Here is a 25,768-nt window from a genome sequence, read left to right as displayed (position 1 = left end):
AAAGGCGTGCGCCGACGGGCGTTTCGAACGTGCTGCAAACAGCAGCGCCTCCTTGATTCCTGGGGAGGGGGCGTGGTCACCCTGGCCGGGACACGCAAAAGCCCATCCATGGTGCTCGATGGCGCCTTGCTCGTGCGCGCTATCCTGCGCACACGGCAAGACCGGGGTTGGGCGTCCTGCCCAACCCGCCAGTCGCATGCGCCCGGCCCATGGCGCCAACGGTCCCGGCCAGGGTGACCACGCCCCCTCTGGACGATTCCATGTGCGCGGCCGATGTGCGCATGGCAGAGCAAGAAGTAGGCCCATGACTTCCGGGGTTCGGGCCGGGGCAGGGCGGCGGGCTACAATCGAGGGTTCCACTACCAGGGGCTGCTCCATGCGCTCGAACCTGCTTGCATTCTCCATCGTCGCCAGCCTCGGGCTGGCCCAGGTCGCCCATGCCGCTGAAGGCATGTGGGTGCCGCAGCAGCTGCCGGAAATCGCCGGTCCGTTGCAGAAGGCCGGCCTGAAGCTGTCCCCGGAGCAGCTGTCCAACCTCACCGGCGACCCGATGGGCGCGGTCGTCGCCCTCGGCGGCTGCACCGCCAGCTTCGTGTCGCCGCAGGGCCTGGTGGTCACCAACCACCACTGCGCCTACGGTGCGATCCAGCTGAATTCGACCGCCGAGAAGAACCTGATCAAGGACGGCTTCAACGCGCCGAAGCACAGCGATGAACTGAGCGCCGGCCCGAACGCCCGCGTCTACGTGCTCGACCAGATCACCGACGTCACCGCCCAGGCCAAGGCCGCCATTGCCGCCGCCGGCAACGACCCGCTGGCCCGCAGCCGTGCGCTGGATGCCTTCGACAAGGCCCAGGTCGCCGCGTGTGAAGCCGAGGACGGCTTCCGCTGCCGCCTGTACACCTTCTCCGGCGGCAACACCTACCGACTGTTCCGCAACATGGAAATCAAGGACGTGCGCCTGGTCTACGCGCCCCCGGGCAGCGTCGGCAAGTACGGCGGCGACGTCGACAACTGGATGTGGCCGCGCCACACCGGCGACTTCTCGTTCTACCGCGCCTACGTCGGCAAGGACGGCAAGCCGGCCGCATTCTCGGCCGACAACGTGCCGTACCAGCCCAAGCACTTCCTGAAGTTCACCGACCAGCCGCTGGGCGCCGGTGACTTCGTGATGGTGGCGGGCTATCCGGGCCGCACCAACCGCTACGCGCTGGCCGGTGAGTTCAACGAAACCGCCAGCTGGACCTACCCGACCATCGCCAGGCACTACAACGCAGTGTTGAAGATGATCGATGAGGCGGGCAAGGCCGACGCCGACGTCAAGGTGAAGTACGCCGCCACCGCGGCCAGCATGAACAACGTGGCCAAGAACTACGCCGGCCAGCTGGAAGGCTTCAAGCGCATCGACGCTGCTGGCCAGAAGCAGGCTGAAGAAGCCGCCGTGCTGGCCTGGCTGAAGAAGCAGGGCGCCGCCGGCAAGCCGGCCCTGGCCGCACACGCGCAGCTGGTCAGGCACCTGGATACCAGCAAGGCGACCCGCGAGCGCGATCTGTTCGTCGGCCAGTTCAACAACACCTCGGCGGTCAACGCCGCCATCGGCCTGTACCGCCTGTCGATCGAGCGCACCAAGCCGGACGCCGAGCGCGAGGTCGGCTACCAGCAGCGCGACCTGCCGACCCTGGAAGGCGGCCTGAAGCAGATGGATCGCCGCTATGTGGCGAAGATGGACCAGCAGCTGCAGACCTACTGGCTGGACCAGTACGTCGCCCTGCCGGCCGCGCAGCGCAACAACGACGTGCTGAACACCTGGCTGGGCGGCAGCGATGCCAGCGCGGTCAAGGCACTGGTGAGCAAGCTGTCGGGCACTGAGCTGGGCAGCCTGGATGCACGCCTGAAGTGGTTCAAGGCCGACCGCGCCGCGTTCGAAGCCAGCACCGATCCGGCCATCCAGTACGCGGTGGCGATCATGCCGTCGCTGCTGAAGCAGGAAGAGCAGAAGAAGATCCGCGAAGGCGAGTCGCTGACCGCACGTCCGCTGTACCTGCAGGCACTGGCTGACTACAAGAAGAGCCAGGGCGAGTTCGTGTACCCGGATGCCAACCTGTCGCTGCGCATCACCTTCGGCAACGTGATGGGCTATGAGCCCAGGGACGGCGTGGCCTACACCCCGTTCACCACGCTGGAGGGCATCGTCGCCAAGGACACCGGCGTCGATCCGTTCGATGCGCCCAAGGCCCTGCTCGACGCGGTCAAGGCCAAGCGCTACGGCGGCCTGGAAGACAAGCGCGTGGGCTCGGTGCCGGTGAACTTCCTGTCCAACCTGGACATCACCGGTGGCAACTCGGGTTCACCGGTGCTGGACGCCAACGGCAAGCTGGTCGGCCTGGCCTTCGACGGCAACTGGGAATCGGTCAGCTCCAACTGGGTGTTCGACCCGGTGATGACCCGCATGATCGCGGTCGACAGCCGCTACATGCAGTGGATCATGCAGGAAGTGGCGCCGGCGCCGGCGCTGCTGAAGGAACTGAACCTGGCGAAATAAACCCGTTGCGGTAGTGCCGGCCGCTGGCCGGCAACCCCGACCAGATAGCCGGAGTTTCCAAAACCCCGCGATCCACGTCGCGGGGTTTTTTCATGCCCGGCACGGCCCGGTGCGCCGAACGGGTATCATCCCTGTTCCGCGCACTTCACAGGATGTGAACGAAACGCGGAACCTCCTCCCCCCAGGACCCCTTGCACGCATGCGCATCCTGCTTGCCCGCCACGGCGAAACGCCGTGGAACGCCGAAGGCCGCTACCAGGGCCAGATCGACATCCCGCTTTCGCCGATCGGTGAAGCCCAGGCCCAGGCCCTGGGCGCCCGCTTGGCCTCGGTGGACATCACCCGTGCCGTCGCCTCGCCGCTGTCACGCGCGCAGCGCACCGCGCAGCTGGCACTCGGTGCCGCCCGTGCCGACATGTTGCTGACCGAGCCGGAGCTGCAGGAAATCGCCCACGGCGAGTGGGAAGGCCTGCTGGCCAGCGAAATCAACGAAAAGGACCCGTCGCGCCTGAAGGCGTGGCGCGAGGAGCCGGACACCGTGCTGATGCCCGGCGGTGAATCGCTGCGCCTGGTGCTGGAGCGCAGTTGGCGCGGCCTGGCCCGCGCCACCGAAGGCCTCGGCGAGCACGACACCCTGCTGGTGGTCGCCCATGATGCGGTCAACCGCGTGATCCTGTGCAAGGTGCTGGGCCTGCCGATCTCCCGCCTGTGGACCTTCCGCCAGGCGCCGACCACGCTCAACCTGCTCGAAGGCGCCGACCTGGACAGCCTGGAAGTGGTGCGCCTGAACGACTGTGCCCACCACACGCCGTTCTTCGGCGAAGCCAAGCACCGCGCACTCTGATCCATCCCCTCGCATCAACTGCTTCTGCTGGAACCGCTGCCGTGACGAACACCCCGACCACCCTGGCCGACTGGCTGGACTACATTGAACGCCAGCACCCGGCGACCATCGACATGGGCCTGGAGCGCGTGCGCGCCGTGGCCACGGCGATGGGCCTGGGGGCGCCGGCCCAGCGCACCATCGTGGTCGGTGGCACCAACGGCAAGGGCTCCACCGTGGCCTTCATCGAAGCCATCGCGCGTGCTGCCGGCTGGAAGGTCGGCGCGTACACCTCGCCGCACCTGCTGCGCTACAACGAGCGCGTGCGCATCGACGGCCACGATGTGGAGGATGCGGCGCTGGTCGCCGCCTTCAACACCATCGAGGCCGCGCGTGGCGATATCACGCTGACCTATTTCGAGTACGGCACGCTGGCCGCGCTGCAGCTGTTCGCCGACGCCGGGCTGGACCTGGCGGTGCTGGAAGTGGGCCTGGGCGGTCGCCTGGATGCGGTCAACATCGTCGACGCTGACGTGGCGGTGATCACCACCGTGGACATCGACCATGCCGAATGGCTGGGCGGGGACCGCGAAGCGATCGGCACCGAGAAGGCCGGCATCATCCGTGGCTGGAAGCCGGTGATCCTGGGCGAGACCGACCCGCCGTCGAGCGTGCTCGCACGTGCCTACCTGGTCGGCGCCAACGCGATCCGCGGCGGCAGCGATTATTTCTACGAACCAATCGATGCCCAGCGCTGGCGCTGGCGCGATGTCGGCCTGCGCATGGAACTGCCGACCCCGGCGCTGGCCGGCCCGATCCAGCTGGCCAACGCGGGTGCCGCCATCGCTGCGCTGCGCGCGCTGGACAAGCCGGTGCCGCGTGCGGCGTGGGCTGCTGGTGTCGCGGCGGCGCGCATCTCTGGCCGCCTGCAGGCGTTCGAGCGTGACGGCGTGCAGGTCCGTGTCGATGTCGGGCACAACCCGCAGGCGGCGGGCCAGCTGGCGCGCGCGCTGAAGGCCGAAGCGTCGGCCGGGCGCACCCTGGCGGTGTACGCCGCGCTGCAGGACAAGGACGCGGTGGGCGTTGTGCAGGCGCTGCAGGACGTGGTCGGCGAGTGGACCCTGGCCGGACTGGACGGCCCGCGCGGGCAGAGTGCTGCCCAGTTGCAGGCCCGCCTGGCCGGTACGGCGGCGGCCAAGGCCCAGCGCGCTGATACTGTCGAGCAGGCGCTGGCACAGGTACTGGCCCAGGCCGGGCGCGGTGACCGCGTACTGGTGTTCGGCTCCTTCCATACCGCCGCTGCCGCGCTGCAATGGTTGCAGGGCGCCGCCTGATCCGCGTTCAGCCAATGCCGACGCCGTCCGGTCCGGCACCCGTATAATCGACCGCAACCTCCGGACAGTTGCCGCCTCACGTGGATACGCCTCTGAAACAGCGTCTGATTGGTGCCATCGTGCTGGTGGCGCTGGCCGTGATTTTCCTGCCGATGCTGGTCAAGGGACCGGCGCCGGACAGCGGTGTGGCCTCGGTGCCGATCGCCGCGCCGGACGCACCGGCCGATGGCCAGTTCGAAACCCGTGAGCTGCCGCTGGTTGCTCCGGCCGGTGGAGCCACCGGCCTGCAGACCGGGCAGGCCAAGCCGCTGCAGGAGACGGCCGCGCCGGCTACGCCGCCGACCGTGGACACGTCTCCGGCGGTTGCCGCCGGCAACTTCGCCGTCACGTTTGGCGCCTACGGCAGCAAGGCCGACGCCGATGCGGTGATCGCCTACCTGCAGCGCTCGCAGCTGCCAGGCTTCGCCGAAACCACCACCATCAGCGGGCGCCAGGCGTGGCGTGTGCGTGTCGGGCCGTATGCCGACCGTGCCCAGGCCGAAGCCGCGCGCCTGCAGGCGGTCAAGATCCGCGCCGATGTGAAGGCAGAAGTCATCACCCTGGATGCGGCGGCAGGCAGCAGTGCGACGGTTGCCGCCACGCCGGCGCCGACCACCAGCACCCCGGCCGCGGCCACCACGCCGTCGGCCACCAGCAACCCGGTGCGCAGCGAAAGCCTGCCGCCAAGCACGCCGACGGCGACCACCAAACCAGAGCCGCCCAAGCCGGCACCGAAGCCCGAGGCTCCGAAGCCGGACGCCAAGCCCGAGCCGAAGCCGGAGGCTGCCGCCAGCAAGCCGGCCCCTGCCACGCCGACAGCACCGGCGGCCAGTGGCGTCGGCTTCGCCGTGCAGTTGGGCGCGTTCGGCCAGGCCAACGATGCCAACGCGCTGCGCGACAAGGTCCGCGCCGCCGGCTTCAGTGCTTTCGTCGAGCAGGTACGCACTGAAAAGGGCACGCTGCATCGCGTCCGCGTCGGACCGGTGGCCAACCGCGCTGACGCCGAGCAGCTGAAGGCGCAGGTCGCCGCCAAGGTCGGCGTGGCCGGCATGGTCCGACCGCACCCATGATCCACGCGCAGGCCCGTTGCCAGCGCCGCCGAAGGAGCGGGGCGCCATGATCGACGTGGTGCTGCTGATCGTGATCGCCGCCTCGACCCTGCTCGGGATGCTGCGTGGCTTTGTTGGAATCGTCATCGGCACGCTGTCGTGGCTGCTGGCCGCGTGGGCGGCCTTCGCCTTCGGCAACGATGCGGCACGCTGGTGGGCGGCCCCGGCCGCACCCGGCGGCGAGCATTTCGTTGGCGGCTACCTGGGCGTGGGCATTGGCGTGATGATCGTGGTCGCGGTGATCGGCATGGTCATCAAGGCGATGATCCATCGCAGCATGCTGACCAGCCTGGACCGGTTGCTGGGCGGCGTGCTGGGCGCCGTGCGTGGCGGCCTGATCGCGGCGATCCTGGTGCTGCTGGCCGGCTTCACCCCGCTGACCGCCGAACCCTCCTGGAAGCGCTCGGCGGTCCGCCCGGTGCTGAACCCGGCCGTGGCCTGGATGAACGGGAAGCTGCCGCACTGGCAGGTACCCGGCGCCGATCTGCTGCCCAAGACCTTGCCGACCGACATGCTGTCCCCATCTGCATTGATGGAGCTGGGGAAGAGCGCAGGCGCCGATCTGGGAAAGCCGGGCGCGGCAGGCGATAATGGCATCCTCAACCAGGTAGTGGCGGGCAGCGGATGGCTGCGGCCCGCGAAAGCGGAACAGGGCGACGCATACGATCCGGCCGAAGTGCGCCCGGACGCCCCAGCACTGCCAGACAGTATCGAGCCGGGCGATCCGGCCAATGTCGACCGCAGGCGCGGCGACCACCGCGGCCAGGTACGGCCACCTTCCTTGTAACTGGGCACAGCCCAGCGGAGACTTCGCACCATGTGTGGCATCGTCGGAATCGTCGGCAACCAGAACGTCGCCGGGCAGTTGTATGACGGCTTGACCGTTCTCCAGCATCGCGGCCAGGATGCGGCGGGCATCGCCACGGCCAATGGCAGCCGCCTGCGGGTGCAGAAGGCCACCGGCCTGGTCCGCGATGTGTTCGATGCACGCACCATGTCCACCCTGGAAGGCAGCGTCGGCATCGCCCATGTGCGCTACCCGACGGCCGGCTCGGAAGGCATGGACGAGGCGCAGCCGTTCTATGTCAACTCGCCGTACGGCATCGCGCTGGCCCACAACGGCAACCTGATCAACACCGAGGCGCTGCGCCAGCAGGTGTTCGAGCAGGACCGCCGCAACGTCAACACCGATTCGGACAGCGAAGTGCTGTTGAACGTGTTCGCCTATGAGCTGGAACAGCAGCGCCAGCTGAGCCCGGAAGCCGCGATCCGCGCGGTGGCTGGCGTGCACCGCCGCTGCAAGGGCGGCTATGCGGTGGTCAGCGTGGTGCTGGGCCTGGGCCTGGTGGCCTTCCGCGACCCGCACGGCATCCGTCCGCTGGTGCTGGGCAAGCGCAGCCATGCCGAGGGCGACGAGTACATCGTGGCCTCCGAGTCGGCTGCGCTGGACGTGCTGGGCTTCCAGCGCGTGCGCGATGTGCAGCCGGGCGAAGCCCTGGTGATCACCGCCCGCGGCGAGCTGTTCTCGGAAATCTGCGCCGAGCCGGCCGAGCACACCCCGTGCATCTTCGAGTACGTGTACTTCGCGCGTCCGGACTCGATGATCGACAACGTCTCGGTGCACAAGGCGCGCATGCGCATGGGCATCAAGCTGGGCGAGAAGATCCTGCGCCTGCGCCCGGACCACGATATCGACACCATCATCCCGATCCCGGATACCTCGCGTGATGCCGCGCTGGAGATCTCCAACGTGCTCGGGGTGAAGTACCGCGAAGGCTTCATCAAGAACCGCTACATCGGCCGCACCTTCATCATGCCGGGCCAGGGCGAACGCGTGAAGTCGGTGCGCCGCAAGCTCAACCCGATCCACCTGGAGTTCCGCAACCGCGTGGTGCTGCTGGTGGACGACTCGATCGTGCGTGGCACCACCAGCCAGCAGATCGTGCAGATGGCCCGTGATGCGGGCGCGCGCAAGGTCTACCTGGCCAGCGCGGCACCGCCGGTGCGCTACCCGAACATCTACGGCATCGACATGCCGGCGGCCGAAGAGCTGGTCGCGCACAACCGCACCGTGGAAGAGATCGAGGCCCACCTGGGCTGCGACTGGCTGATCTACCAGGACCTGGAAGACATGGAAGCGGCGGTGAGCGAGGGCAACCCGGCGCTGCGCAACTTCGATTCGTCCTGCTTCAACGGCCACTACCCGACGGGTATCGAGCCGGGCTACTTCGAGCGCATCCAGCAGCTGCGTTCGGACGACGCCAAGCACAAGCGCCGCGCCTGAGGTCCAGGCGTGGTCGATGTACCCGACGTTGGTGGCGACCTGCTGCGCGCAGCGCAGCAGTGCCTGGCCGAAGCCGACCCGCTGCGCAAGGTCGCGTTGACCCAGGCGTATGCCGCCGCGTTCCGTGCCGGTCGCCTGAAGGTGGCTGCCGATGCGCCGCCGCCGGAACCGATCCGCATGCCTGGCCGGCCGGCACGGCTGGTGCTGGTGCATCCGCGAGAAGTGCCCCGGCGCGGGCTGGGCGGCGTGGAAGGACGCGCCGCCTTCATCCACGCCATCGCCCACATCGAACTCAACGCGATCGACCTGGCCTGGGATGCGGTGTACCGCTTCCGCGGCCCGCCGCCAGCGTTCCATGCCGACTGGGTCAGCTGTGCCGACGACGAATCGCGGCACTTCATGCTGCTGCGCGAGCGCCTGCAGGCGCATGGCCACGACTACGCCGATTTCCCCGCGCACAACGGCCTGTGGGAAATGTGCGAAAAGACCGCGCATGACGGCCTGGCGCGCATGGCCCTGGTACCGCGCGTGCTGGAAGCGCGCGGCCTGGACGTGACACCGGGCATGATCGAGAAGCTGCGCAATGTCGGTGATGGTGAAACCGCCGACGTACTGGAAGTGATCCTGCGCGAGGAAGTGGCGCACGTTGCCGCCGGTTCGCGCTGGTACCGCTGGTACTGCGATCGCGCCGGCGTCGAGCCGCGTGCGCGCTTCAAGGCGCTGCTGGTGGAATACGCCGGCGGCTACCTGCACGGGCCGTTCAACATCGAAGCGCGCCTGCTGGCCGGCTTCGACGCCGACGAGCTCGCCAACCTGGTCGAACAGGCCGGTTGAACAAAAGGGGACGGAGGGGATTAAGTCGTTTGTGGCACAAACGACTTAATCCCCTCCGTCCCCTTTTTCATGCGTTGGGCAGCACCACGCGCTTGCCATCCACGGTGGGCCGGTTGATGTAGAACAGGCCGGGACCGGGCCGGTAGGGCAGTTCGCTGACGCCGGCATCGGCGGCATAGGTCAGGGCGGTGTCGCCCAGCGCGTCGAAATTCCAGTGCGCCGACTGCATCAGGTAGCGTCGGCGCAGCAGCGCCTCCTGGGTCTGGGTCAACGCCTGCCCTGCCACCAGCCGCCGTGCGATCGGTTGCAGGGCCGACGGCAGTTCCCAGCCGGGAATCTCGGCAGCGCTGGCGCGCCAGGTCACGCCGGCATCGATGGCATGCTGCTGCATCACCTGCAGCGCGATCAACTGGTAGCGCCAGTCGATGCGCCGCCGCAGTACCACGGCGGCAGTCACGTACAGCACCGGGGACAGCAGCACGCTGCGGCTGCCGGCGCGGCGCTGCTGCTGCCACTGGTGCCAGACATCCACCCACACTTCCTTTTCGTCCACGCCCAGCTGCTGCCGCCAGCGTTCGGCATCGGCCTGCGTTTCAGCGTAAGCCGTGGTGGCCTGCAGCATCGCCAGCGGGGGAATCTGGTAGTCGGCAACGGCGGGGCGGCGCAGCTGCTGGCGACGTGGGCGGCTGAGCAGCTTGGGGCCTTCCTCCAGCTGGTTGTAGCCTCCGCCGATGTTGGCGTGCACGCCGGGCAAAGCGATCTCGGTGAACGGCGGTGCCACCGTGGTCAGCGGATAGTGCTGGCGATGCTCGTCGCGCGCGGTCAACTGCACCACGCGTGCAGCGATGCCACTGGACAGGGCAAGCTGCGGTTGTTCGTCGGCGCGGCCACCACTGACCGCAGCCACGGTATCGAACAGGCCCATGAATCGCAGCACCGGAAGGGCAGGGGCGAAGTCCGGCGTACAGACCAGGCCGGACGACTGCAGCAGTTGCCGCCAGCGCGTGGTATCCCAGCCCTGCAGCTGGTTGGCGATATCACGTGCGGCGGCAGCGCCTCGAGAGAACCCGAACAGATCCAGCTGCACGCGACGCAGCGGTTGCCGCCAACGCGTGGACAGTTCTGCAAGCGCAGCCGGCAGCACCACCTGCAGCGCGCGCTGCACCTTTGCGCGGACGCCGCTGGCGCCGATACCGAACGCCAGTCCGATCAGGTCGTCGTCGGCGTCATCGCGGGTACCGACACCTTCCACGTAGATCGACAGCGAAGGCGTGGCCATCGCATCGCGGCGGCTGTCCGGGTACAGCTGCTGCAGGCGTGCGATGTTGGTCAGGCCGTTGTCGTAGCTGCTGGTCAGCCGGCTCTGGTAGGTCGAATCATCATCCGCACGCAGCTGCGTCGGGCGCGGTCGCGGCTGCTGTGGTCGACCACGCGCGAGGTTGTGAGAGTTGTTGCGGGTGCCATCGAAGAACAGGCCGATCCGCAGCAAGCCGACATCTTCGTCCGTGTCCTGCGATGGTGCCATGTGCATTCCCCGTCGTGGCTGCGTCACGGTAGCGCGAAAGCGGTGTATTGGCGAAGTGTAGTGACGCTTTTGACCTGACTGAACGCAGATGCGGTCGATCACAAATCCTGACTTTCATTCCACTCGCCTATTGAATTCACACGAGCCGCGCAGGCCATATGGCCAAACCCGGCACACCGGGTCGTGCTGCATCAACGCTGTTCACATCATTCAAGGAGCGACGCAATGTTGTCCAGATCGATTGGCAAAGCGGCAGGTGGCCTGGTGTTGGGTTTGTCGGTGGCGGCGGCCGCGCATGCGGCACCGTTGTTCGAGCCGGTGACGGTCATCAGCCGCGCATCGGCAAACAGTGAGCCCGCGCTGGGCAAGCTGCTGGCCACCCCGTCCACCGCGACGGTACAGGAAGTGCGCGTTGATGCAGCCGCGACTGCACAGCCGCAGCTGGAGTTCGAACTGCTCGGCCAGCGCGTGCAGGCCGTGCGCAGCAAGGTGGAAGCGCTGCCCGATGGCGGCAGCATCTGGTACGGCCAGTTCCGTTCGCCCTCGGACAAGCTGACCGCGGCCACCTCCAACGGCCAGGACGACCCCGGCAATTCGCTGATCCTGGTGCGCTCGGGCGATACCATCACCGGCTCGATCCGCAAGGATGGAAAGCTGTACCGCCTGCGCCCGCTGGGCAACCGCCACGTGCTTGTGGAAGTGGACGAGTCGCGGATGCCGGCCGACCATCCGGCCGATTACAACCAGCTGCCGAAGATCCCGATGGGCAACAACGATCGCCTCGGCATCGCGCAGGCGTCGTCCGGCACGCCGGCCACCATCCGCGTGCTGGTGGTGGCGACCAATGCCGCCGTCGCCGCCTATGGCGGCAACATGCAGTCACTGGTGCAGCTGGCCGTGGCCGAATCGAACCAGGGCTATGTCAACAGCAACGTCGGCATCACCATGGAACTGGCCCGCTACGAAACCACCAGTTACACCGAATCGGGCAGCTTCGATACCGACCTGGCGCGTTTCCGTGGCACCAGCGATGGCTACATGGACAGCATCCACACCAGCCGGAATACCTACACGGCTGATGTGGGCGTGCTGCTGATCAACAACACCGCCTACTGCGGCCTGGCCTCGGGCATCGGCTCGACGGCGTCGACCGCGTTCGCGGCCGTGTACTGGGATTGCGCGACCGGCTATTACTCGTTCGCGCACGAGATCGGCCATCTGCAGAGTGCGCGGCATGACATCGCCACCGACTCGAGCACCTCGCCCTATGCCTATGGCCACGGCTATCGCTACGAGCCCGCCACCGGCACCGGCTGGCGCACGATCATGGCCTACAACTGCACCCGCAGCTGCCCGCGCCTGAACTACTGGTCCAACCCCAACATCAGCTACAACGGCATCCCGATGGGCAACGCCAGCACCGCCGACAACCAGCGCGTGCTGGTCAACACCAAGGCCACCATCGCGGCCTTCCGCTGACACTGTCCAGGCGCCGACCAAGGCCGGCGTCTACCCGGGCGCATGCACCTGCTCTGGTAGATGCCAACCTTGGTTGGCACCTTGCGATCCGTTATTCGCGCGCGAGCGTATCCAGCGTCCAGCCGCTGGCATCCACGCGCAGCACCGAACCCTGTTCGTACCAGTCACCCAGCACGATGCGGGTGCGCTCGCGACCACCGGCCTGCAGCGTGTGGATCGCCGGCCGATGGGTATGGCCATGGATCATGGTGTCCACGCCATGGCGCACGAAGGTGGCATCGACTTCGGCAGGGGCCACGTCGGTCACCGACTCGAACTGTGCTCGATCGTCCTGCTTCATCTCGGACTGGCGCGCCTGGCTGGCCTCGCGCGCCTTCTGCGCGAACGCGATGCGTGCGGCCAGCGGCTGCGACAGGAACTGCGCCTGGAACACCGGGTCGCGCGTCTGTGCACGGAACTGCTGGTAGGGAATGTCATCGGTGCACAGCAGGTCACCGTGCTGCAGCAGCACCGCGCGGCCGTACAGTTCGATCATGCACGGGTCGGGCAGGATGCGCAGGCCGGCACGGCGCGCGTAGTCCTCACCGAGCAGGAAGTCGCGGTTGCCGCGGATGAAGTACACCGGCACGCCGCTGTCGGACAGCACCTTCAACGCATCGGCCACCGTGTCGGCGGCGGGCGAGGGCGTGTCGTCGCCGATCCAGGCCTCGAACAGGTCGCCGAGGATGTACAGCGCATCGGCGCCGGGCGCCTGCTCGCGCAGGAAGCGCAGGAACAGGTCGGTGATCTCCGGACGGCTGGGGTCCAGGTGCAGGTCGGAAATGAACAGCGTGGTCATGCCCGCATTCTAGGCCATCAATGATGATGGTGGCGCCGGGCCTTGCCTGGCTCCGGTCGTCACACCGGCAGCGGCAGCCAGGTCAGGCTGGCCGAAGCCAGCACGATGGCGATGGCGGTGGCTGCCAGCACATCGGAAGGATAGTGCAGGCCCAGGACCACCCGCGACAGGGCAACGCCACAGGTGAACGGCACCAGCAGCGGCGCCAGCCACGGGTAGTAGGCCAGTGCCACGATGGTGAACGACACCGCATGCAGGGTGTGTCCGGAGGGGAAACTGAACTCGTCCAGCGGCGCCACCCAGGCGCGGATGCGCAGGTCGGCCGCGTAGGGCCGCGGGCGCCGGGTCCAGCGCTTGAGGACCTTGTACAGCAGCAGCGCGGCCAGCCCCGTGGCGGCCATGTGCACCGAGGCGCGCAGGCCGTCGAAGCCGTCCAGCACCACCAGCGCGGCCATCAGCACGTACCAGAACACGCCATCGCCGAGCCGGCTGATGACCGCGAACAGGCGACGCACGCGGCGCCGCCGGCAGTAGTGGTTTGCGCGCCGGCACCAGCGTGCTTCGCGCCCGGCCAGCAGCTCAAGCGGCGTAGTGCGCATGGCCGTTCCTCCGCGACTGTGCCAGTTCGGCCAGCAGTGCATCGAACTCGGCCACCACCTGTTGTGGATGCAGGCGCTTCATCGCGCGTGCGGCATTGCCGCCCAGTTCGCGGCGCTGCGCGTCATCGGCGGCCAGTCGCACGGCGGCATCGATGAACTGATCATCGCTGTCCACGGCTGCGCCGTTCTCGCCATTGCGCAGGTACTCGCGCGCGGCGCCGTAGTCGAAGGCCACGGTGGCCACACCGCTGGCCATGCTTTCCAGGGTCACGTTGCCGAACGTTTCGCTGCGGCTGGGGAACAGGAACAGATCGCCGCTGGCGAAGTGCCGGGCCAGCGCATCGCCGCGCTGGATGCCACAGAAGATGAAGTCGGGGTTTTCATGTGCCAGCTTCTCGCGGGCCGGGCCATCTCCGACCCACACGAAGCGTGCCTTGGGCCGGATCTGCTGCAGCCGGCGGAATGCCTTCACTGCCAGGCCGAGGTTCTTTTCAGCAGCAATGCGGCCGACATAGATCGCCACCAGGCCGTTGCCATCCACGCCCCATTCCTCGCGCAGCGCGGGATCGCGCCGTCCCGGATCGAACTGCTGGCTGTCCACCGCGCGGGCCAGCAGGCGCACGCGCTCGAAGCCCTGTTCGCCGAGGAACTGCTGCAGCTCGCGGGTCGGCACCAGGGTGGCATCGGCCTGGTTGTGGAAACGGCGCATCCAGCGCATGGCTGCGGCCTGCAGCCACGCCACGCCGTAGTCGGGCAGGTACTCGTCGAAGCGGGTGTGGAAGCCGCTGGCGACCGGAATGCCGAGGCGGCGCGCAGTGCGCAGTGCCGACCAGCCGAGCGGACCTTCGGTGGCGATGTAGACCGCATCCGGGCGTTGTTTCTGCCAATGGCGGCCCAGCCGGATCGGTGCCGGCAGTCCGAAACGCAGGCCGGGGTAGCGGGGCAGGGCGGCGCCGGGAACCAGCAAGGTGCCGGGTGCCGAATCCAGCGCTTCGCTGGACTGGCGGGGGCGGACCAGGTCGATCTCGTGCCCGGCTGCGCGCAGACCTTGTTCCAGCCCCTGCACGGTGAGGGCGACGCCGTTCACTTCCGGTGGATAGGTCTCGGTGACGATGGCATAGCGCATGGCGGGCCTCCGGGTTTCCGGCATGCTCGGGCCTGGCGATGTAGCCGACATGACCGCTTTGCGACCATCAGATGACGGCGGCGCCGGCCAGCGCCTGGGCGCGGCGGCCAATAAAAAACCACGGCCCCGAAGGGCCGTGGTCGTCATGCTTCCGTCACAGCGCGATGGATCAGAAGCGCTGCTGGTACTTCATGTAGACGAAGCGGCCGATATCGTAGCCACCGTAGTACGAGAAGGCCGAGTTCGGCTTGGTGTACATGATCGGGCCGGTCTTCTCGAACACGTTGTTGGCACCGACCGAGACGGTGGCATCCCACGGCAGCGAGTAGCGGAACTGCACGTCGTGGAAGGTGACCGAACCACGCTCGTTGTAGTTGCGGGCACCCTTGTACCACGGGGCGTACACGCCCGGATCGGAGCACTCGTCCGGATAGGCACGGATGTCCACGCACTGCTCCTTCACGCCGGAGTAGTAACGCGCGGTCCAGCTGACGCCGAAGTTGCCCAGGTCCCAACCCAGCACCAGGTTCGAACGGACGCGGAAGTTGCTGCCGATGCCGTTGGAGACGGTCGGCACCACCGTGCTGTCGTTGGTCGAGCGGAACTCGCTCTTGCTGACATAGGTGGTGGCCCAGCCGGCGTTGAACTTGCCGACGCTGGTATCCAGGCGGTAGTTCAGGTCCAGGTCGTAGCCTTCGGTTTCCATGAAGCCGGCATTGCGGCTGCCGAACTGCAGGGTATCGACGATGCCGGCGGTCGGGCCGGTCGACTTGTCACGGGTGAAGCGCTGGCAACGTGCGTCGATGCCCTGCTCGTAGCAGTCGATCAGGATCTGGGTCGGGCTGTCGGCAACGATGGTGTTGTCGATGCGGATCTTCCACCAGTCCAGCGAGGCGTTGAAGTTCTTGATGAAGCTCGGACTCCAGACCAGGCCCAGCGTCTTGCTGGTCGAGGTTTCCGGGGTCAGGTCCGGGTTGGAGCCGGACACGAACGGCACCGGCGTCGCGTCGACCGAGGTGGCGACCGGCTGGTTGCCCTGGCGCAACTGGCGGAACGTCGCGGCGTTGGCAATGTCACGGGCGCAGCGGGCACGCACCTCGGCGCTGGTGCGCGAGGAGCCGAACTGCACGTCGCACGGATCGCTGAACTGGGCGAAGGTCTGCGAGCCGCCACCGTACAGATCGCTGATGGTCGGGGCGCGGAAGCCTTCAGCCCAGGTACCACGGACCAGCAGCTGGTCGAACGGCTTCCACTTGAAGCCGAACTTGCTGTTGAGCGTGTTGCCGAAGGTGTCGTAGTCCGAGAAGCGGGTGGCGCCGTTGAAGGTCAGTTCCTTGGCACCCGGCAGGTCCGCCAGCACCGGCACGTTGATTTCCAGGTACGCCTCGTTGACCTTGTAGCCGCCACCGGTCGGGCCTGCGGCCAGGTTGGTGGTGGCGCCGGCCTGCGCCAGCGGATCCGGACGGTACTCACCGGTCTCCTTGCGGCTTTCCACACCGAACGCGAAGCCCAGGTCGCCGGCCGGCAGGGTCACGATGGAACCGGCGATGTTGGCGAAGAAGTTCTTGCTGGTGGTCTTGCCGGTGGTGACTTCCGGCGGGAACAGCCAGGCCTGCAGGTCGGCGTTGCCATCGATGCCGTTCGGATCGATCGTGCCGTACGGCACCAGCGGGTTCCACGGCTTGCACACGTCATAGGAGATCGGCGCGGCAGCGGTGCCGCACTGGACCTTGCCGGTGGCCGCATTGTAGAACGACGGGCCGACGCCGCCGGCGACGCGCGCCTTGTGCAGGTTGCCGGTGGCAATGGTTTCCAGCTCGTTGCGGTTGTACTGGTAGCCCGCTTCCCAATCGAAGTAGCGGCTGCCGATCTCGAACGAACCGTCGAACGACGCCACTGCGCGGTAGGTCTTCAGCTCGCTGGTGGTCACGCGCGGCACTTCCCAGGTGCGGCGGTTCCAGGCCACGGCGGTCGGGGTGGCGTAGCCGTGCTGGCGGCCGAACGGGTTGAAGTAGCTGTCGATCGACATCGAGCCCACGCCAGCGGTGCTGGACTGCAGCGGGTAGCCGGCGATCTGGCGCACGGCCTTGCGCTTGTTGTAGCCCAGCTCGGTGCGGAAGTTGACGTTGTCGGTGATCTTGAAGCGGCCGTCGAAGTACACCGAATCGCGCTTGAGCGGGAAGTTCAGGTGCATCTGCTCGTTGGCGTTGCTGACGTCGCCGGTGAACGCCGACGGATCGGTGATGTGGTAGTTGGCCGGGTTGGTCGGGTCAGCACCGCGGTTGAGCGAGTAGTTGCAGCCGCTGGCAGTGGTGCAGCCCGGGCGACCCTTCAGGCCGGTGAACTGGCCCCACTGGCTGATGGTGGTCCAGTTGGTCAGGTTGTCGGCATGGCGGTCGGTCAGGCCGTAGGCGCTGAAGCCACGGTCCTTGGCCCACACCGCCTTCTCTTCGGCATGTTCGGCCGCGACGGTCAGCGAGATGCGGTCATTGCTCCAGCCCGCCACCACGTCGAAGCGGTCACGCGCGCCGTCGCCCTGGCTGAACTGGCCGTGGTAGACGTTGGCGGTCACACCGGTGACATTGGAGCGGGTGATGATGTTCACCACGCCGGACATGGCATCGGAACCGTAGATGGCCGACGCGCCGTCCTTCAGCACTTCGATGCGCTCCACCGCCGAGACCGGAATCGTGGAGATGTCCTGGTAACCGGAGGTGCTGATGCCCAGGCGCTTGCCGTTGATCAGCACCAGCGTGCGCTGGGTGCCCAGGTTGCGCATGTCGATATACGAACCACCCGCGTTCTCACCGGCGGTCAGCGCGTTGGCGCGGCTGATCGCCGGGCTGCCCATCGCAGTGACGTTCTGCAGGATGTCGGCGACCGAGCTGAAGCCCTGCTGCTCGATGGCCGTACGGGTGATCGCGAACACCGGCTGGGCGGTTTCCACGTCCACCTGGCGGATGCGCGAGCCGGTGATCTCGATGCGGTCGAGGTTGGTGGGAGTGGCGCTGCTGCCGTCCTGGGCAAACGCGGGCACGGCGGCCAGCGCTGCGGTGGTAGCCAGGGCGTAGCGGATGGCCTGCCCCAGTGCGGTGGTGCGTGAAGTCATGGCGAGCTCTCTCTCTCAGGTCGTGCAAAGGACGCCAAAGTGGGCGTCGAAGGAGCCAGCAGGGTCGATGACCGAGCCGGTGACCCGATAGTAGTCTCGTTAGTTAATGCTCTGTAAAGGGTTCGTATCCATTCATGTCACAGCGGACCGCCGCCCTTCACAAAACGTGAACAAAAGCAGGCGCTTACGTGATGGTCGGGACGCCCCGTACCCCGCCGCTGTGTTGCGAAGCAGCACAAAAAACCGCCAGACTGCGCAAAGTGGGGGTGCGAAGTGCGTCACTCCTGCTGTCCTGTGGACAACAGGCGACGGCGTATTCAGGCTACGAACGGACGGAACTGGATGCCCAGCCCGGCGATCCCGTCGGTCTCGCCGATCAGGTCGGCGCGCAGCAGCGGACGGGCATCGATGAATGCCTGCGGCACGATCAGCGACAGCCGGTTGTCGTCGGCGGTCAGTTCCAGCGCCGGCAGCGGGTCGTCCTCATGCGCGCGGTTGAGCAGCACCGCCAGCCGCAGCAGGGCCGCCAACCGGCGCGCGGTCAGCAGCAGTCGCTCGGGCAGGGCGTCGAAGGCGGTCTTGGTCACGCTGCGGCGATGGCTGCGCACCAGCGCGGCCAGCATCTGCTGTTCCTGGCGGGAGAAGCCGGCGATGTCCGAGTGCTCCAGCACGTAGCTGCCATGCACGTGGTAGCCGCTGTGGGCAATCATCAGGCCCAGTTCGTGCAGGCGTGCGGCCCAGCCGAGCATGCGCGCATCATCGGCATCGAGCTTCCAGCGTTCCTGCACCTGCTCCAGCAGTGACAGAGCGGTGTCCTGCACGCGGTCGGCCTGTACCGTATCGATACCGTAGCGCTGGCTGAGCGCGGCCACCGATTCATCGCGCAGGTCGTTCTCGCCGGCACGGCCGACGATGTCGTAGAGGATGCCCTCGCGCATCGCGGCCTTGCTGACCAGCAGCTTCTGCAGGCCAAGTGCCTGGAACGCCGCTTCCAGCACCAGGATGCCGCCGGCGATGATCGGGCGGCGGTCGCTGGACAGGCCCGGCAACTGGATGTCGTCGATCTTCTTGGCCTTCAGCAGCTCATCGCGCAGTTGCGGCAGGGCCTCGGCGGTGATCGCGCCCTTGCTCAGCTTCATCGTCGCGCAGATCTCGCTGATCGCCTTGTGCGTGCCCGAAGAACCCAGCGCCTCCTGCCAGCCCAGCGCGCGGTACTTGCTGGCGAAGGGCTGGAACTCGCGGCCGATCTCGGCCAGCGCGTCCTTCCAGCGCTTCTTGCTGAGCTTGCCGCCGGGGAAGAAGCGCCGGGTGCTGGCGATGCAACCGGCCTGCAGGCTTTCGCGCTCCAGGGTCTGCATGCCCATGCCGATGATGAATTCAGTGGAGCCGCCACCGATGTCGATCACCAGCCGGCGCTGGCCGGGCTTGGGGGGTTGCGCGTGGGCCACGCCCAGGTAGATCAGGCGGGCTTCTTCGCGGCCGCTGACCACTTCGATGGCGTGTCCCAGTGCAGTTTCGGCCGGGACCAGGAACGACTGGGGAGAACGCAGCTGGCGCACCGTGTTGGTGGCCAGCGCGCGCACCCGATGCGGCGGCACATTGCGGATGCGCTGGCCGAAACGGGCCAGGCATTCCAGCGCGCGCTGCCGTGCGGCGGAAGACAGTCCGCCTTTGCCATCCAGCCCGTCGGCCATGCGCACCGTCTCGCGCAGGCGGTCGATCACCCGCAGCTGGCCGAGCGTGTAGCGCGCGATGACCATGTGGAAACTGTTGGAGCCAAGGTCGATGGCGGCCAGCAGGTCGCCATCCTGCAATGCGGGCGGAGTCGTGGAGGTATGCGGCATGGGCGAATGTTAGCCGAAGCGGCGGTGTGCTCGTCACCGCGCGGCCTTCACATTCTGGAAGGAGGCGTGCAGCAGGATTGCAAGGGGTCAGATCCCTTTCCCGCAGGAAAGGGATCTGACCCCGGGCGACCGCTGATCGAATCCCGACCAGCGGTCGGCATCCACCGGGGCAGGACTACAGCCCCTGCATCAATGCCATCTGCGCAGAATGCGGGGCTTCGTCGTGCGCCGGCGCACGCTTGTGGTAGAGGCCGTCGGCGTCCAGTTCCCAGGCGTTGAGGTTGTCGTCCAGGTAGTTCTGCAGGACCTCGCGGTACACCCGCTTGGCCAGTTCCGGATCGAGGATCGGGAAGCAGGTCTCGACCCGGCGCAGCAGGTTGCGTTCCAGCCAGTCGGCGCTGGCGCAGTACATCTCCGGCGCGCCGTCGTTGCCGAACCAGTAGACGCGGCTGTGCTCCAGGAAGCGGCCGACGATCGAGCGCACGCGGATGTTGTCCGAGACACCCGGAACGCCCGGACGCAGGGTGCAGGCGCCACGGATGATCAGGTCGATCTGCACGCCGGCCTGCGACGCGGCGTACAGCGCGCGCACCACCTGCGGTTCGTTCAACGCGTTCATCTTGGCGATGATCCGCGCTGGGCGGCCGGCGGCGGCGATGCGCGTCTCGCGCTCGATACGGCCGAGGATGCCGGTGTGCAGGGTGAAGGGCGACTGCAGCAGGCGCTTGAGCTTCATCTTCGAGGCCAGCCCGGACAGCTGCTGGAACAACAGGTGCACGTCATTGCCGATGTCCGGATCGGCGGTGATCAGGCTGATGTCGGTGTACGCGCGGGCAGTGCCGCTGTGGTAGTTGCCGGTGCCCAGGTGCACGTAGCGGCGCAGCTTGCGGCCTTCGCGGCGCACGATCAGCAGCATCTTGGCGTGGGTCTTGTAGCCGACCACGCCGTACACCACCTGCACCCCGGCCTCCTGCAGGCGATCGGCCAGGCCCAGGTTGGCCTCTTCGTCGAAGCGCGCACGCAGTTCGACCACTACAGTCACGTCCTTGCCGTTGCGCGCGGCCTGGATCAGTGCGTCGACGATCAGCGAATCCTTGCCGGTGCGGTACAGCGTCTGCTTGATCGCCAGCACGTTGGGATCGATCGCCGCCTGCCGGATCAGGTCCAGCACCGCGGTGAAGGCATCGAACGGGTGGTGCAGCAGCAGGTCCTGGCGCGCCGTGGTCTCGAAGATGCCGTCGCTGTCGCGCAGCGTGCGCGGGGTCATCGGCGGGTACTTCAGGTCTGGCTGCGCGATCAGGTCGTACAGCTGGATGATGCGGTTGAGGTTGACCGGGCCGTCGATGCGGTACACCGCGTTCTCGGTCAGGCCGAAATTCTGCAGCAGCGTGCGCACGATCTCGCGCGGCATGTCGTGGGCGATCTCCAGGCGCACCGCCGGCCGGTAGCCGCGGTCGACCAGTTCGTCGCGCAGCGCCAGCGCCAGGTTCTCGACTTCCTCCTCGTCCACCACCAGCTCGGAGTTGCGGGTGACACGGAACTGGTAGGCACCCTGGACTTCCATGCCCGGGAACAGCTCATCGACGAAGGTCGACAGCACCGAGGACAGGAACACGAAGTTCTGCGATCCGCCGAGCTTCTCCGGCAGCTGGATGATGCGCGGCAGCGAGCGCGGCGCACGCACGATCGCCAGGTGGCCGGCGCGGCCGAACGCATCGGTGCCCTTCAGCACCACCACGATGTTCAGCGACTTGTTGAGGATCTTCGGGAACGGGTGCACCGGGTCCAGGCCCAGCGGCGACAGCACCGGCATGATCTCGTTGCGGAAGTAGGCGCGCAGCCAGCGCCTCTGGCGGTCGGTCCAGGAATGGCGACCGAGCACGCCGATGCCGGCCTCCATCAGCGCCGGGCGCAGCGTCTCGTTCCAGCAGCGGTACTGCTGGTCCACCAGCTCCGCAGCGCGGTCATGGATGGCGTTGAGGATGGCCTGCGGGCTCATGCCGTCCGGCGCCGGCGGCAGGCCGAATTCCTGCGCGTGGCGCACGGCGGCGGCACGGATCTCGAAGAACTCGTCGAGGTTGGTGCAGGAGATGCACATGAAGCGCAGGCGCTCCAGCAGCGGCACCTGCGGGTCCATGGCCTGCGCCAGCACGCGGAAGTTGAAATCCAGCTGCGACAGCTCGCGGTTGATGTACAGCGACGGGTCGCGCAACGGATCGTTGTCCGGGCTCACGGGGAGGGGGAGGGATCCGAGGCTGCTCATGGCGTCATTCTTCGATGGAGGTCAGGGGGGCGGACTCGCGCGGGCGCACGTGGTCGGCATCGAAATGGCAGGAGAACACCGAGCCCTTGCCGACTTCGCTTTCAATCTCCAGCCGTGCGTGGTGCAGGCCGAGGATGTGCTTGACGATGGACAGGCCCAGCCCGGTGCCGCCGCTCTCGCGCGAGCGGCTGCTGGACACACGGTAGAAACGTTCGGTCAGGCGCGGCAGGTGGGTGGCGGGAATGCCGTAGCCGGAATCGCGCACCGCCAGCACGGCGCCGTCGCCTTCGCGGCGGAACTCCACCGAAATGCGGCCCCCGGCCGGGGTATAGCGCACCGCGTTGGTGACCAGGTTGGAGAAGGCACTGTGCAGTTCCTTGGTCGAACCCTGCAGGTCGACACCGGCCAGATCATCGATGCTGATCTGGTGGCGGCCCTGGCTGTGCGCCTCGGCCTCGCGGCGCAGGGTCGCCAGCATCGGCTGCATGGCCACGGTCTCTTCCTCGCTGTGCTCCTGCGATTCCAGCCGCGACAGGGTCAGCAGGTCTTCCACCAGCTGGGCCATGCGCTGGCTCTGCTTGCGCATTTCTTCCAGCATCGGGCCGGTGCCGGGGAAGTCCTCCGGATCCATCATGTCCAGGTAGCCGTGGACCACGGTGAGCGGCGTGCGCAGCTCGTGTGAAACATTGGCCACGAAGTCGCGGCGCACCTGTTCCAGGCGCAGCAGCTTGCTGACGTCGCGGGCGATCAGCAGCCAGTAATCCGACGAATAGGGAATCAGGCGCAGGTTCAGGCGGATCGCCGGATCGACCGGCGAGGGCACGTCCAGGATCGGTTCGGCATTGCGGCCACCGGCCAGCCAGTGGGCCAGCGGCATCGGTTGCAAGCGTTCGACCAGGGCCTCGCCAAGGTCGCCGGGATGGTGCAGGCCGAGCAGGGCGGTGGCCGCTTCGTTGAACCACTGCACGCGCTGGCTGTTGCGGTCCAGCACCACCACCGCGTCGGGCAATGCGGCGGCGGCGGCGCGGTAGCTGCGCAGCATGTCCAGCAGGCGGCGCTTGCGCACGCGCATTTCCACCTGGTTGCGATACAGCAGGCGGTCCAGTTCGTTCCAGACGCCGGTGCCTTCTTCGGCGGTATCCCAGCGCTGGCGTGCGGTCAGGCGGCGCAGCACGCTGCGCAGGCGCCAGTAATGCCAGGCCAGGGTGGCCAGTGCGCCCAGCGCGATGCACAACCACAGATGGCCCGTGAACCACCCCACCAGTCCGGCGAACAGCAGTACCGCGGCAACGGTGGCCAGGGTCTTCAACCAGGCAGAGCGGATGTGGCGGGGCATTGCGGTCTCGTCGTTGAGGTGCGGCGGTTCACTGGAGTGAACCAAGGGTTATAGCAGAGTTGCCGGCACCGGCACCCGCAGGTGCGCGGTGCCGGCACGACGAGACTCAGGTGGCAGTGGAGAACCGGTAGCCGGCGCCGCGCACGGTCTGCACCATGTTCTCGGCGTTGAACGGTTCCAGCGTCTTGCGCAGGCGGCGGATATGCACGTCGATGGTGCGCTCCTCCACGTACACGCTGCCACCCCATACATGGTCCAGCAGCTGCGCGCGGGTGTAGACGCGCTCCGGATGGGTCATGAAGAAGTGCAGCAGGCGGTATTCGGTCGGGCCGATCGGCACCGGCTGGTCGTTGGCGAACACGCGATGGGCGGCGCCGTCGATGCGGATCGGGCCGACTGCCACGCTGCCGTCCTCGTCGTCCTCGCGGGCACGGCGCATCACCGCACGGATGCGCGCCAGCAGTTCGCGCGCCGAGAACGGCTTGACCACGTAGTCGTCGACGCCGGCTTCCAGGCCACCGACGCGGTCGTTCTCTTCGCCGCGGGCGGTCAGCATGATGATCGGCACTTCGCGGGTCAGCGTTTCCTTGCGCCAGCGACGGGCCAGGTCCAGGCCGCTGGTGCCGGGCAGCATCCAGTCCAGCAGGATCAGGTCCGGAACGCGGTCGGCGATCGCGGTCTGGGCCTCCCGGGCATCGCCGGCGTGGACCGGTTCGTAATCGCCCTTGCGAAGGGCGAAGGCGACCATTTCACGGATCGCGGGCTCGTCATCGACGATCAGGATGCGTTTCTGCACGAGGACACCGTAGGGCTCGGTTACTGGAGTGGTGCCAGTAGACTACGGTTTGATGACATGTTTGTGACTACCCGGCCGGAACCGGCCTGGATTGCCATCGGCCGGTCATGCAGCGCTCAGCGCCGGTCCAGGTCCGGGTCCTGCACGCCCTGGCGGCGCAGCTCCAGCACGGTCGGGGTGATCGCTTCGATGCGGGCATCGACCCGCGCGCGGCCAATGTAATCCAGCGCCGGGTTGCGCTTGAGCGCCTGCAGCTGCAGCAGCGCCTGTTCCGGCCGACCGCTGAGGAAGGCGGCCTCGGCATAGGCCTCGCTGGCACGCACGCTGTCGCCGGCCAGCTCGCTGGCGCGGGCAAACCGCTGCTGGAAGACCGGATCGTTACCGCTTTGCGACAACAGGGGGCGCAGCATCGCCTGCGCGCGCTGGCCGGCCTCGCGGTTGCCCTGTTCGTTCAGGATCTCGGCATAGGTCAGTGCCACCGGGCGGCTGTTGGGGTGTTCGCGCAGCAGCTGCTCGAAGCGGCTGTTGGCCTGGGCCGCCTGGCCTGCCCGCGATTCCGCTTCGCCCAGGCCCAGCGCCAGCCACAGGTTGCCGGGATGGGTCTGGAGCAGGCCGGCCAGGGTCTGCCGGGCCTGGCCGGCGCCGGCACGGCCACCGCGCATGACCGCCAGCGCCTGGCCATAGCGCTGCGCATCGTTGAGACCGTCCTTCTGCCGCTTGGCCAGGTCGGCATACTCGCGTTCCAGCTCGGGGGTGGAATCCGCGCTGAGCACGCGCAGGCGCTCACGTGCCCAGTCGAAGTCGCCGCTGGCGCCACGGTTGAGCTGGCCGATCGGGAGGCGCAGCACACTGCTGGGCAGCAGCGGGTTGTTGCCGCGCAGCAGCGGCTCGCCCAGGCTGGGATCGGCCGGGTCCACCCGCTCCTTGCGCTCGCCGGTGGGGGTGCTGGTGGTCAGCAGCACTGTATCCTTCTTCATCTGCTCGGCGCGGGCCTTGGCTTCGCTGATGCGGGTGATGTTGACCGGGTGGGTGCGCAGGAACTCGGGCACGCTGTAGCCCCCTTCGTTGCCACGCATGGCCGCCGACATCCGTTCGAAGAAGCCGGCCATGGCATCCACGTCGTAGCCGCTGCGCGACAGGGTGCGGATGCCGAGGCGGTCGGCCTCGGACTCGTTGGAGCGGGTGTAGTTGATCTGCCGTTGCTGCATCAGGCCCATGCCCGAGCTGATCGCGGCCATCGTCGCGTTGCCGGACGACGTGCTGTTGCTGGCCTGGGCGGCCACCACCGCTGCCAGCATGCCCAGCAGGATCGGGATCTGGTCACGCTGGGCGCGCTCGACGCCGCGCAGCACATGCTGCTGGGTGACGTGGGCGATTTCGTGGGACAGCACCGCAGCGACCTCGTCCTCGCGCTCGGCGGTCAGCACCAGGCCGGCATTGACCCCGATGTAGCCGCCCAGCGTGGCGAACGCGTTGATCTGGCGGTCGTTCATCACGAAGAAGGTGTACGGCTGCCGCGGCTGGTCACTGTTGGAGCCGAGCCGGGTGCCCATGGTCTGCAGCCAGTCGTTGACCAGCGGATCTTCCAGCAGGTAGCCGTAGTTGCGCAGCTCGCGCAGCATCATCGCGCCGTACTCGGCCTGGCGGGCCGGGGTCAGCAGCTCGCCGGCCGAGGAGCCGATGTCGGGCAGCTTCTCCTGAGCCTGGGCCAGCGGCATGGCCAGGGCCAGGGCCAGGGTGACGGCGGTAGTCAGCAGCAGGGCTCGCAAGCAGGGGTTCCTCGGGCGGGGCGCGCCAAGCGTGGCAGGGCGGGGGGCAAGCATTCGTTAATCCACAGTGTTGCGGCCGTGGCGTGGAAATTCCAGCGCACCGGTACCATATGTAGACC

At 67.6% G+C, this 25,768-nt stretch carries 18 protein-coding genes; 8 read left to right on the top strand and 10 right to left on the bottom strand.

Features of this window, described 5'->3' with window-relative positions; all coding sequences use genetic code 11:
- Positions 1–376: 376 nt before the first annotated feature.
- The 7 genes from J3A72_RS20430 (at position 377) to J3A72_RS20400 (ending at position 8,965) form a co-directional block, all read left to right on the top strand.
- A complete protein-coding gene (locus J3A72_RS20430) occupies positions 377–2,542 on the top strand; it encodes a S46 family peptidase (protein WP_032955952.1) in 2,166 nt (721 codons plus the stop codon).
- 199 nt (positions 2,543–2,741) lie between these two features.
- Entirely contained in the window at positions 2,742–3,386 is a 645-nt protein-coding gene (locus J3A72_RS20425; protein WP_014646078.1) for a histidine phosphatase family protein, read from the top strand.
- Positions 3,387–3,427: 41 nt separating this feature from the next.
- Positions 3,428–4,699 carry a bifunctional tetrahydrofolate synthase/dihydrofolate synthase gene (gene folC, locus J3A72_RS20420; RefSeq protein ID WP_049407150.1) on the top strand — a complete coding sequence of 424 codons (1,272 nt, stop codon included), beginning with the start codon at positions 3,428–3,430 and terminating at the stop codon, positions 4,697–4,699.
- 80 nt (positions 4,700–4,779) lie between these two features.
- Positions 4,780–5,808, top strand: coding sequence for an SPOR domain-containing protein (locus tag J3A72_RS20415; protein WP_075076711.1), 1,029 nt, complete (start codon positions 4,780–4,782; stop codon positions 5,806–5,808).
- 46 nt (positions 5,809–5,854) lie between these two features.
- Entirely contained in the window at positions 5,855–6,634 is a 780-nt protein-coding gene (locus tag J3A72_RS20410; protein ID WP_014036126.1) for a CvpA family protein, read from the top strand.
- A gap of 30 nt (positions 6,635–6,664) precedes the next feature.
- A complete protein-coding gene (gene purF, locus J3A72_RS20405) occupies positions 6,665–8,131 on the top strand; it encodes an amidophosphoribosyltransferase (RefSeq protein ID WP_005408246.1) in 1,467 nt (488 codons plus the stop codon).
- A 9-nt stretch (positions 8,132–8,140) separates the two neighbouring features.
- Positions 8,141–8,965 carry a ferritin-like domain-containing protein gene (locus J3A72_RS20400; protein WP_032955941.1) on the top strand — a complete coding sequence of 275 codons (825 nt, stop codon included), beginning with the start codon at positions 8,141–8,143 and terminating at the stop codon, positions 8,963–8,965.
- Positions 8,966–9,032: 67 nt separating this feature from the next.
- Here J3A72_RS20400 and J3A72_RS20395 read toward each other — a convergent pair whose 3' ends face one another.
- Positions 9,033–10,490 (bottom strand): DUF2235 domain-containing protein, encoded by a 1,458-nt coding sequence (locus J3A72_RS20395; protein ID WP_075076710.1) that lies wholly within the window; start codon positions 10,488–10,490, stop codon positions 9,033–9,035.
- 225 nt (positions 10,491–10,715) lie between these two features.
- Here J3A72_RS20395 and J3A72_RS20390 point away from each other — a divergent pair, with 225 nt between their 5' ends.
- Positions 10,716–11,969 (top strand): M12 family metallo-peptidase, encoded by a 1,254-nt coding sequence (locus J3A72_RS20390; protein ID WP_014646083.1) that lies wholly within the window; start codon positions 10,716–10,718, stop codon positions 11,967–11,969.
- A 91-nt stretch (positions 11,970–12,060) separates the two neighbouring features.
- On the opposite strand, the gene lpxH is transcribed toward J3A72_RS20390, so the two are convergent.
- From lpxH to J3A72_RS20345, 9 genes are all read right to left on the bottom strand, one after another.
- Positions 12,061–12,807: a UDP-2,3-diacylglucosamine diphosphatase gene (lpxH, locus tag J3A72_RS20385; RefSeq protein WP_032955937.1), complete on the bottom strand. Its 747-nt coding sequence runs from the start codon at positions 12,805–12,807 to the stop codon at positions 12,061–12,063.
- 59 nt (positions 12,808–12,866) lie between these two features.
- On the bottom strand, positions 12,867–13,406 hold the full coding sequence (locus J3A72_RS20380) for a phosphatase PAP2 family protein (RefSeq protein ID WP_032955935.1): 540 nt from the start codon (positions 13,404–13,406) through the stop codon (positions 12,867–12,869).
- Complete coding sequence (locus J3A72_RS20375) at positions 13,387–14,532, bottom strand: glycosyltransferase family 1 protein (protein ID WP_014646086.1); 1,146 nt, start codon at positions 14,530–14,532, stop codon at positions 13,387–13,389. The genes J3A72_RS20380 and J3A72_RS20375 overlap by 20 nt, the downstream gene beginning before the upstream one ends.
- A 169-nt stretch (positions 14,533–14,701) precedes the next feature.
- The gene (locus J3A72_RS20370; protein WP_075076709.1) at positions 14,702–17,641 is read right to left on the bottom strand and encodes a TonB-dependent receptor; all 2,940 of its coding nucleotides are present in this window, start codon (positions 17,639–17,641) and stop codon (positions 14,702–14,704) included.
- Between the two features lie 317 nt (positions 17,642–17,958).
- A complete protein-coding gene (gene ppx / locus J3A72_RS20365; protein WP_032955928.1) occupies positions 17,959–19,485 on the bottom strand; it encodes an exopolyphosphatase in 1,527 nt (508 codons plus the stop codon).
- 175 nt (positions 19,486–19,660) lie between these two features.
- Complete coding sequence (gene ppk1 / locus J3A72_RS20360; protein WP_046429123.1) at positions 19,661–21,748, bottom strand: polyphosphate kinase 1; 2,088 nt, start codon at positions 21,746–21,748, stop codon at positions 19,661–19,663.
- A 4-nt stretch (positions 21,749–21,752) separates the two neighbouring features.
- The gene (phoR, locus tag J3A72_RS20355; protein WP_075076708.1) at positions 21,753–23,084 is read right to left on the bottom strand and encodes a phosphate regulon sensor histidine kinase PhoR; all 1,332 of its coding nucleotides are present in this window, start codon (positions 23,082–23,084) and stop codon (positions 21,753–21,755) included.
- 106 nt (positions 23,085–23,190) lie between these two features.
- The gene (phoB, locus tag J3A72_RS20350) at positions 23,191–23,880 is read right to left on the bottom strand and encodes a phosphate regulon transcriptional regulator PhoB (protein WP_005408258.1); all 690 of its coding nucleotides are present in this window, start codon (positions 23,878–23,880) and stop codon (positions 23,191–23,193) included.
- 116 nt (positions 23,881–23,996) lie between these two features.
- A complete protein-coding gene (locus tag J3A72_RS20345; RefSeq protein ID WP_209572142.1) occupies positions 23,997–25,703 on the bottom strand; it encodes a M48 family metalloprotease in 1,707 nt (568 codons plus the stop codon).
- Positions 25,704–25,768: the final 65 nt, after the last annotated feature.

It is taken from the genome of Stenotrophomonas sp. PvP093, assembly GCF_017876915.1.
GTDB lineage: Bacteria > Pseudomonadota > Gammaproteobacteria > Xanthomonadales > Xanthomonadaceae > Stenotrophomonas > Stenotrophomonas muris.
Note: the sequence above shows the minus strand (reverse complement) of the source record. Positions and strands in the feature narration are given on the sequence as shown.